At 61.2% G+C, this 7,732-nt stretch carries 8 protein-coding genes; 7 read left to right on the forward strand and 1 reads right to left on the reverse strand.

The window, feature by feature from the left end:
* The first annotated feature begins 5 nt into the window (after positions 1 to 5).
* From K408_RS0105200 to K408_RS0105215, 3 genes are all read left to right on the forward strand, one after another.
* Entirely contained in the window at positions 6 to 1,052 is a 1,047-nt protein-coding gene (locus tag K408_RS0105200; RefSeq protein WP_024336876.1) for a DUF7146 domain-containing protein, read from the forward strand.
* Between the two features lie 337 nt (positions 1,053 to 1,389).
* Positions 1,390 to 2,325, forward strand: a complete 936-nt coding sequence (locus K408_RS0105205) for a DUF2493 domain-containing protein (RefSeq protein WP_024336875.1) — start codon at positions 1,390 to 1,392, stop codon at positions 2,323 to 2,325.
* Between the two features lie 770 nt (positions 2,326 to 3,095).
* Positions 3,096 to 3,416 (forward strand): DUF736 domain-containing protein, encoded by a 321-nt coding sequence (locus tag K408_RS0105215; protein WP_024336874.1) that lies wholly within the window; start codon positions 3,096 to 3,098, stop codon positions 3,414 to 3,416.
* Between the two features lie 505 nt (positions 3,417 to 3,921).
* Here the strand turns inward: K408_RS0105215 and K408_RS40205 are convergent.
* Positions 3,922 to 4,788: a hypothetical protein gene (locus K408_RS40205; protein ID WP_155248202.1), complete on the reverse strand. Its 867-nt coding sequence runs from the start codon at positions 4,786 to 4,788 to the stop codon at positions 3,922 to 3,924.
* A 118-nt stretch (positions 4,789 to 4,906) separates the two neighbouring features.
* Between K408_RS40205 and tnpA the strand changes: the two genes are divergently transcribed.
* The 4 genes from tnpA to K408_RS0105240 all read left to right on the forward strand — a co-directional run bounded on the left by tnpA (position 4,907) and on the right by K408_RS0105240 (position 7,681).
* On the forward strand, positions 4,907 to 5,302 hold the full coding sequence (gene tnpA / locus K408_RS44255; RefSeq protein WP_024336872.1) for an IS66-like element accessory protein TnpA: 396 nt from the start codon (positions 4,907 to 4,909) through the stop codon (positions 5,300 to 5,302).
* A complete protein-coding gene (gene tnpB, locus K408_RS0105230) occupies positions 5,299 to 5,646 on the forward strand; it encodes an IS66 family insertion sequence element accessory protein TnpB (RefSeq protein WP_018272609.1) in 348 nt (115 codons plus the stop codon). Before tnpA ends, tnpB begins: the two co-directional genes overlap by 4 nt.
* Before the next feature lie 70 nt (positions 5,647 to 5,716).
* On the forward strand, positions 5,717 to 7,363 hold the full coding sequence (gene tnpC / locus K408_RS0105235) for an IS66 family transposase (RefSeq protein ID WP_024336871.1): 1,647 nt from the start codon (positions 5,717 to 5,719) through the stop codon (positions 7,361 to 7,363).
* 156 nt (positions 7,364 to 7,519) lie between these two features.
* On the forward strand, positions 7,520 to 7,681 hold the full coding sequence (locus K408_RS0105240) for a hypothetical protein (protein ID WP_245269062.1): 162 nt from the start codon (positions 7,520 to 7,522) through the stop codon (positions 7,679 to 7,681).
* Positions 7,682 to 7,732: the final 51 nt, after the last annotated feature.

Here is a 7,732-nt window from a genome sequence, read left to right on the forward strand (position 1 = left end):
CAGCTATGTCAGCTCAAGCATCCGATCTTGCCCGCCGGCTGGCCGAGCGGGCCGAATTCGTCTGCCGGCACTATCTTTCGAACGGCCGGCGCGTTGGACGCTATTGGATCGTCGGTGACATTCACAACACGCGCGGCCGGTCCACGTTCGTTCGGCTGCGTCCACATCATGGGGGTAAGGGAGCGGCTGGCAAGTGGACGGATGCCGCGACCGCCGAACACGGCGATCTGCTCGACGTCATCAGGGAAAGCTGCGGCCTTGTTGAATTCCGCGATGTCCTTGCCGAGGCGCGGCGTTTTCTCAGCCTGCCGCAGCCCGAGGCGGGATCCAAATCGCCGCTCCCACCCGTTCCCATCGGTTCGCCGGAATCGGCTCGGCGGCTGTTTGCGATGTCAAAGCCTATTGATGGCACGCTTGCCGAAACGTACCTCCGGACGCGCGGTATTTTGGACTTACATGAGCTTACCAGCCTCCGGTTTCACCCGCGTTGCTACTACAGGCCGGATGATGACCTGCCGACCGAGACCTGGCCGGCCCTGATCGCCGCTGTCACCACGTTCGATGGAGTCATCACCGGCGCGCACCGCACTTGGCTCGATCCGTCCGGTCGGAGCAAGGCGCCGATCGACACGCCGCGCCGGGCGATGGGCCTCCTGCTCGGCAACGCGGTTCGATTTGGACGAGCACATGATGTTCTCGCCGCCGGCGAAGGCATCGAGACCCTGCTCTCCCTGCGCTGCGCCCTCCCGACCTTGCCCATGGCATCGGCGCTATCGGCCAGCCATCTCGCGGCCATGCTGCTGCCACCGCGCCTGCGCCGGCTCTACATCGCCCATGACGCCGATGCAGCCGGAAAGGCGGTCGCAACCGCATTGGCGCAACGGGCGGAAGGCGCCGGTATCGAGGCGATCCCGCTATCGCCCCGGCTTGGCGATTTCAACGAGGATCTGCGCACCTGCGGCGTCGATGAGCTCCGAGCGGCTCTTCGCATTCAGCTTGCGCCGGCTGATGTCGTCCGCTTCTTGCCGTCGGCGGTCGCGATCACTGCATGAGCGCCTGCGCTTCGCAATCGGGGTCGTAGACCAATCAGGCGAGGCCACGTCGTGAGAGGGCCGCGCCCGGCCTTCTAGAGGGCGATCGGACGGCAAGCGGGCCGCACCGGCAATGGCAGGGCGCGGCTATTTTCCGCCGGCGGTGGTCACCGCCTAAATCAACAACGATCGGTTCATCCGCCTTTGCATCGCGAAGCAAAATAGCCGCGCCCAGCCATCCTCCGCTGTCGCTTCGGCCCTCCGCATTGCTTCGGGTTCTGGTCCGGCCCGCTCGCCGTCTGAGTGATCGCCACGAAGGCCGCGATGGTCGCGGCCGATCCACGGAGGGCCTCATCCCATGATCGATCGTGACGACATGGCATTCGAACCGCAGCACGGTTCATCCCCACTTCATCAGGTTTTGACCGAACTGCAACTTTACGGCTACCGCCCTTTCAGCGACGAGCCCGATCCGAGGCCGCTCCCCGAGGGGAAAATGATCGCTGGTGCCGTTGCCGACATCTTCGATGCCTTCGTGGCAACCCTGAGCGACAGCCGCATGGAGCCGGATCTGGAAGATCTGCTCTGGTCGACGGTCAATCTATTCCATCGAGCCGCAGGCCGGATCGAGCGCCAGCTCGACCAGAACGAGCAGGCCCAGCGTAGGAGCCAACACGAGCAGGATGGCTCCGAGGTACGCTCGGTCGAACTTGAGCGGCTCATCACGGAAGGCCTCTCTCTGATCGAGCGCCGCAACTGCATGGAGCTGTTCCGCGAGCAAGCTATCGCTCAATTCGAAACCAACACCGGCTCACTCTGGCGTCCACGATCCGGATCGCTCGTCGGCCACCGATCGATCACCTCTGCGCTGATCGACTCCAAAGACTTTCTCGCCGCAAAGCGCCGCGCCGAGACCGAGGTGCTTGTTCCGGTCGGACCAAAGGTCGCACTGACTGGAGGTCTTGACTTCGACGACCATCATCTGATCTGGGATCGCCTCGACAAGGTTCACGCTAAACACAGCGACATGGTCCTGTTGCATGGAGGCTCACCACAGGGTGCCGAGCTGATTGCGGCCAAATGGGCGACGAACCGCAAGGTTCCGCAAGTCGCATTCAAGCCGGATTGGTCGAAGCACGCCAAGTCTGCGCCATTCAAACGCAACGACCTCATGCTGACGATGATGCCGATCGGCGTCATCGTATTCCCGGGAACGGGAATTCAGGACAATCTCGCCGACAAGGCACGGCGGATGGGAATCCCGGTCTGGAAATTTGGCGACGGCGGCGCATAGCGCCGCGATCGAGCCTACCGCCTCGCGCCATGCATGCAACGACGCTCGGAGAAATCACGGCGATTTGCCAACTGTGCCGATCATCGCCGTCACAATGCGACTTTCATCTGTGTCTACGCGGTTATATTGGCGCCACTGTGCGACTTCCGTTTGGTATCTCCACAAAACCCGCCCGACGAGACAGAAGCGGGTTCGAACGAGTCTTTAAAGGCGCCCACGGCCGCGACCAAAACAGCGTGTAACCTTCGCCTCCGCATCGACTGTTGCTTCGTCTTTGGGCGCTTGGAGGTTCGGTCTTTTCGATAGGTGCGCCTTCCTCACAGCACTTCGTTACCATCATTGCCCAACCCTCGGCACACTACGTGCTGGATCGGAGCCTCCTTGCAGGTGCGCTTATCTTCGGCATTGAATCGCCGTTCCTGCACGTGCTCTCTCTTTTCCGACCTGAAAACAAACCGACCTCTTGTACCGTACGACCGATGCCAGTCATGTCTCCTCCCAACGTTGTTCAGCACGCGAACACCTCGCCTCTTTGATGGCTTGATCTGGCCGAAGACCGGCCGCGCCTCGATCGTCTGAGCCGCAACGCCAGTCCTGCGACTTTCTTCCCCTGGGCTAAAGCCCATTCCTCGCGAGACAAGAAAGTCTCAGCCATGGCGTCCTCCGCGATGCTTCGGCCCGCAAGCGGGTGCGTCGCCGATCGTCATTCGGCCTGGTCATCGCCATCGAGGCCGCGGTGGTCGCGGTCCGAAACAACAAGGAGAAGTGACATGGCTACCATCGGTTCGTTCAAGAAGGTCGGCAACGATTTTCAGGGTGAGATCGTGACGTTGAGCTTGCAAGCCAAGGGTGTCCGCATCATTGCAGAAACCAGTCGGTCCAACGAGAATGCTCCCAGCCACCGAGTGTACGTGCGCCGAGCCGAGATTGGGGCAGCGTGGTCGAAGCGATCCGAGGAAGGCCGCGACTACCTCTCTTTGAAGCTCGACGACCCTTCCTTCACAGCTCCGATCTACGCGAATCTGTTCGATGACGAGGGAAGCGAAGAGTATACGCTCCTCTGGTCGCGGCCGCGCAAGAGCGCCGACTAAGGCGCATTCAGCCGAGCCTCGTCCGGCTATGCCGGGCGGGGCTTTTCGCTTCGAATATGTGCAAGCCCACCGCTATCGACAAGCAGAAAAGGGGGGCTTCGATGGGTCGTTCGAAGGTAAGCGCTGTTCAGCGGCCACCTACCGGACGAAGCGATGATGTGTGGGTCTGCGGTTTGGTTCCGACCGCTAGGCTTGAAAGGATGAAGGCAAAGGAGAGCTGGAATGCTGCAGAGTCTCTCGTTGCAGAACTGGTCGCTCGAAAAGAGGCGAGGCTTAAGGGAGGCCTCCGAACAAAAGCGCAAGACTTTGCATAGTTGAGAGGGTGAGGCTCTCCCGCGATGCACCACACCACTTTCCGATAGCCTCCGAGTTCACCAACTGATCCGGCCAGACAAATGCTCTGGATAGCAAGAAGTAGATAATCCTTGTCGCCCCGGGCAAATCCCGCTTTGAGTAGTTCCGGCTGGAGGTCTGTCTTCCAACTTACAATGATGGGGCCTCTGACCTAGCTGTGCCAAGCGGCTCGCCCGATCGGAGTCCATAGGAAATCCCGCCCCGCGCCACCTAGTGCGGCCTGGAGACCTGCCTTGTCGCTTGCCAGCGTAATGTAGGCCAACGTTGCGAGAAGCTCGAAATGTTCGAACAGGCTTGTGAACTCGTTGGTGGCGAAAATGTAGTCGCTAGTCCATTGCTGAAACACCCCATGAAGGTGATCGCTAAGAGCGGTCTTGGGGCCCTTGAGTTCGTGCACAAGCCTCCAGGGATCATTCTCCATGCCCTCCCACGTGGCGAGATAAAGGTGCGAGACGACAGCTTTCGAGTTGTCGCGGCCTACATTGATCGGCGCGGTCAAGAGTTCGAACAAGGCCTCAAAGCGCCGCGCCTTCAACAGACCAATGCCGTAGGCGTAAAACAAGAGAACGGCGGGATATGTTCTAAGGTTGATAAGGGCTGTGAAGCCACCGGCTGCTTCGCGAACACTTAGCCCCAAAATGACATCCAATGCGGTGCGAGATTCTTCTCCGGTCCCGTATCGACCTAATATACCGAAGATGCGAGCAAGTATCTCAGTCCTGGCTTCATAGCGCGCGACGGCCGAGATAAAAAGGTCATCCGACCACCCGGCGCCCGGTTGACCGCTTGCCGCGACGACGTGTTGGTCGATGCGGCGCTGCTCATCACCAATCAGTTCTTCCAACTGTATTCTGAACTCGGGACGAGCGAAGAACTTCTTCGCGCTGGCAACCAGCAACTCTGTACTTCGTGGATTGGGCCGCTGGGCATCCGCCTGCGCCGAAACCAGCGTATCGAGCCGCTCGAAGAAGGCGTCGGCGCCGTCGATTGTGACCACCCTGCCGGCGCGATGGCCCACCAAGTCGTTCGCGACAGCGGACAGCTTGCCAGTATCTCTCCGGCGAAGGCCGCCTTGCGTAATTTGCGAGACGGCCTGAGGATTTGACCTTAAGTCTAGCTTTAAGGTCACGTCGGGAATGCAGGTCAATGTGTTGGGCGCCGAGCGTCGGCGGCGATGGAGTTACGACGAGAAGGTCCGTCTTGTCGAAGAGACCTTGCAGCCCGGCGAGACGGTCTGCGGGGTGGCACGCCGGCACGGGGTGGCTCATAGCCTGCTGTTCACCTGGCGTCGACAAGCGCGCCAGGGGCGACTGGGCGGAGATGCTGCGCCTGCTCTTGTTCCCGTCGAGATCACACCTGTAGCGGCTCCGATCTCGAGCGGCACACCACAACTGGCGTCTTCACCGCCTGCGCAGCGTGCAAGGGCTGGAATCATCGAGATTGAGCTCGGGGGCGGCTGTCGTGTTCGCGTTGACCGTGACGTGGACGTTGAGGCGCTGCAGCAGGTTCTTGAGCTCTTGCGACGACGATGATTCCGATTCCGAGCGGCGTCAGGGTCTGGATCGCGACCGGCCACACCGATATGCGCCGCGGCATGCGGAGCCTGGCTCTTACGGTGCAGGAGAGCCTGAAGCGCGATCCCCATGCCGGCGATCTCTACATCTTCCGAGGCCGCAGCGGCGATCTGGTCAAGATTCTTTGGCATGATGGGTTGGGCATGTCGCTCTATGCCAAGCGCCTGGACCGAGGCAAGTTCATCTGGCCTTCGGCGTCAGACGGCGCGGTATCGATCTCAGCGGCGCAGATGGCCTATATGCTGGAAGGGATCGACTGGCGGAATCCACAACTGAGCTGGCGACCGAGAAGCGCGGGTTGAGCACAAAATCCAGCAGATTTTGCATTTTTGGGGAGTCCCAACGCTTCCAATCTGTGATTCACTGTGTCGCATGGATGCTGGGCGCGACACTGTTCCGGATGACATTGCCGCCCTGAAAGCGGCGCTGGCAGCCGAGCGCGCGAAGGCTTTGGAGATCGCAGCTGAACTCGCGGTCGCCCGCGCGAAGTCGTCTGAGGACGAAGCGCTGATCGCCCAGCAGAAGCTGCAGATCGCCAAGCTAAAGCATCAGATCTACGGCCAGCGGTCGGAGCGTTCGTCGCGCCTGATCGAGCAGTTGGCTTTGACGTTCGAAGAGCTGGAAAGTGATGCCACTGAAGACGAGCTGGCGGCAGAGCACGCTGTGGCCAAGGCGACGACGGTGCGCGGATTTACGCGCAAGCGAGGCGAACGACAGACCTTCCCTGAGCATTTACCGCGCGAACGAGTGGTCATCGAGCCGCCGACGGCTTGCCAGTGCTGTGGCGGCAATCGTCTGCGCAAGCTCGGCGAGGACGTGACGAGGACACTGGAAGTGGTGCCGCGCCAGTGGAAGGTGATCGAAACGGTGCGGGAGAAGTTCTCCTGCCGCGACTGCGAGAAGATCAGCCAGGCGCCGGCGCCATTCCATGCTGTCGCCCGGGGATGGGCCGGCCCGAGCCTGTTGGCCATGATCATGTTCGAGAAGTTCGGCCAACATCAGCCCTTGAACCGCCAGGCTGAGCGCTACGCCCTCGAAGGCGTGCCGATCGCGCTGTCGACCATGGCGGACGCCGTGGGATCGGTCTGCGCGTCGCTGGATCCCCTGATGCGCCTGGTCGAAGCTCATGTCATGGCGGCCGAGCGCCTGCATGCCGATGATACGACCGTGCCGGTGCTGGCCAAGGGCAAGACCGATACGGGGCGGTGCTGGATCTACGTCCGGGACGACCGGCCGTTTGGCGGCACCGGCCCGCCGGCGGCGATGTTCTACTACTCCCGCGACCGCAGGGGCGAGCATCCCCAGGCGCATCTGGCCCGGTATGCCGGCATCCTGCAGGCCGACGCCTATGATGGGTATAACCAGCTCTATCTGGCGGGGCGCCAGCCCGGACTGATCCGGGAGGCCGCATGTTGGGTCCATGCGCGGCGTCCATTCTTCGCCATGGCCGACATCGAAGAGAATGCGCGTCGCAAGGCCGCCGGTAAAAAGGAGATCCCACTCTCGCCCATCGCGGTCGAGGTCGTGCGGCGGATCGATGCGCTGTTCGAGATCGAACGCTCCATCAATGGCAGGAGCCCCGAGGGGCGTCTGGAGACGCGACAGACGCTGAGCCGGCCTCTGGTCGAGGACCTTCAGGTCTATATGCGGGAGCAGCTTGCCAAGCTGTCCCGTGGGCACGACCTGGCCAAGGCGTTCAACTACATCCTGAAGCGATGGGCGAGCTTCACTCTCTTCCTCGAGGACGGGCGGGTTTGCCTCTCCAACAATGCCGCCGAGCGAGGACTAAGAGGTATAGCTCTCGGGCGAAAGGCCTGGCTGTTCTGCGGCTCTGACCGCGGTGGTCGGCGTGCGGCTTCCATGTATAGCTTGATCGTCACGGCCAAAATGAACGGCATTGATCCGCAAGCATGGCTCACGGATATCCTTGCCTGCATCGCCGCCCACCCAGCTCATCGGCTCGACGAGCTGCTGCCCTGGAATTGGACACCGGGATCAGCAGAAGCAGTTGCAGCATAGGGCAAGACAATGGCTCACGGACGAAACAAGTATCAATCACGAGAGAACCGTGCTCGTGTCCGTGAGATATTGCTTCGCGACTGGGACCCTATCGGGGTCTACGGCATACCACAGGCCACCGACGAGTATGACACCTACGCAAATAGGGCCTACGTCATGCTGATGGACGAAGGTGCGACCGCGAGCGAAATCTCCGGCTATCTCTATATTGTCGCCACCGAGCATATGGGATTAACCGACCACGGGCGCCTAGCTGAGAAGAGCGATCAGGTTGCCCAACTACTAGTCCAGCTTCGGCCTGAGTTCGGTACCCACTGAAACGCCATCGCCCGAAACTTTGCTGACCGCGGCCCTCACCGGAGGGTTACG

The sequence above is a fragment of the Bradyrhizobium sp. in8p8 genome, assembly GCF_000426845.1.
GTDB lineage: Bacteria > Pseudomonadota > Alphaproteobacteria > Rhizobiales > Xanthobacteraceae > Bradyrhizobium > Bradyrhizobium japonicum_C.

Bases quoted from the DNA above. Each gene is read 5' to 3' on its own strand.
- K408_RS0105200 (WP_024336876.1), top strand. From the start codon at position 6: ATGTCAGCTCAAGCATCCGATCTTGCCCGCCGGCTGGCCGAGCGGGCC.
- K408_RS0105205 (WP_024336875.1), top strand. From the start codon at position 1,390: ATGATCGATCGTGACGACATGGCATTCGAACCGCAGCACGGTTCATCC.
- K408_RS0105215 (WP_024336874.1), top strand. From the start codon at position 3,096: ATGGCTACCATCGGTTCGTTCAAGAAGGTCGGCAACGATTTTCAGGGT.
- tnpA (WP_024336872.1), top strand. From the start codon at position 4,907: ATGCAGGTCAATGTGTTGGGCGCCGAGCGTCGGCGGCGATGGAGTTAC.
- tnpB (WP_018272609.1), top strand. From the start codon at position 5,299: ATGATTCCGATTCCGAGCGGCGTCAGGGTCTGGATCGCGACCGGCCAC.
- tnpC (WP_024336871.1), top strand. From the start codon at position 5,717: ATGGATGCTGGGCGCGACACTGTTCCGGATGACATTGCCGCCCTGAAA.
- K408_RS0105240 (WP_245269062.1), top strand. From the start codon at position 7,520: ATGCTGATGGACGAAGGTGCGACCGCGAGCGAAATCTCCGGCTATCTC.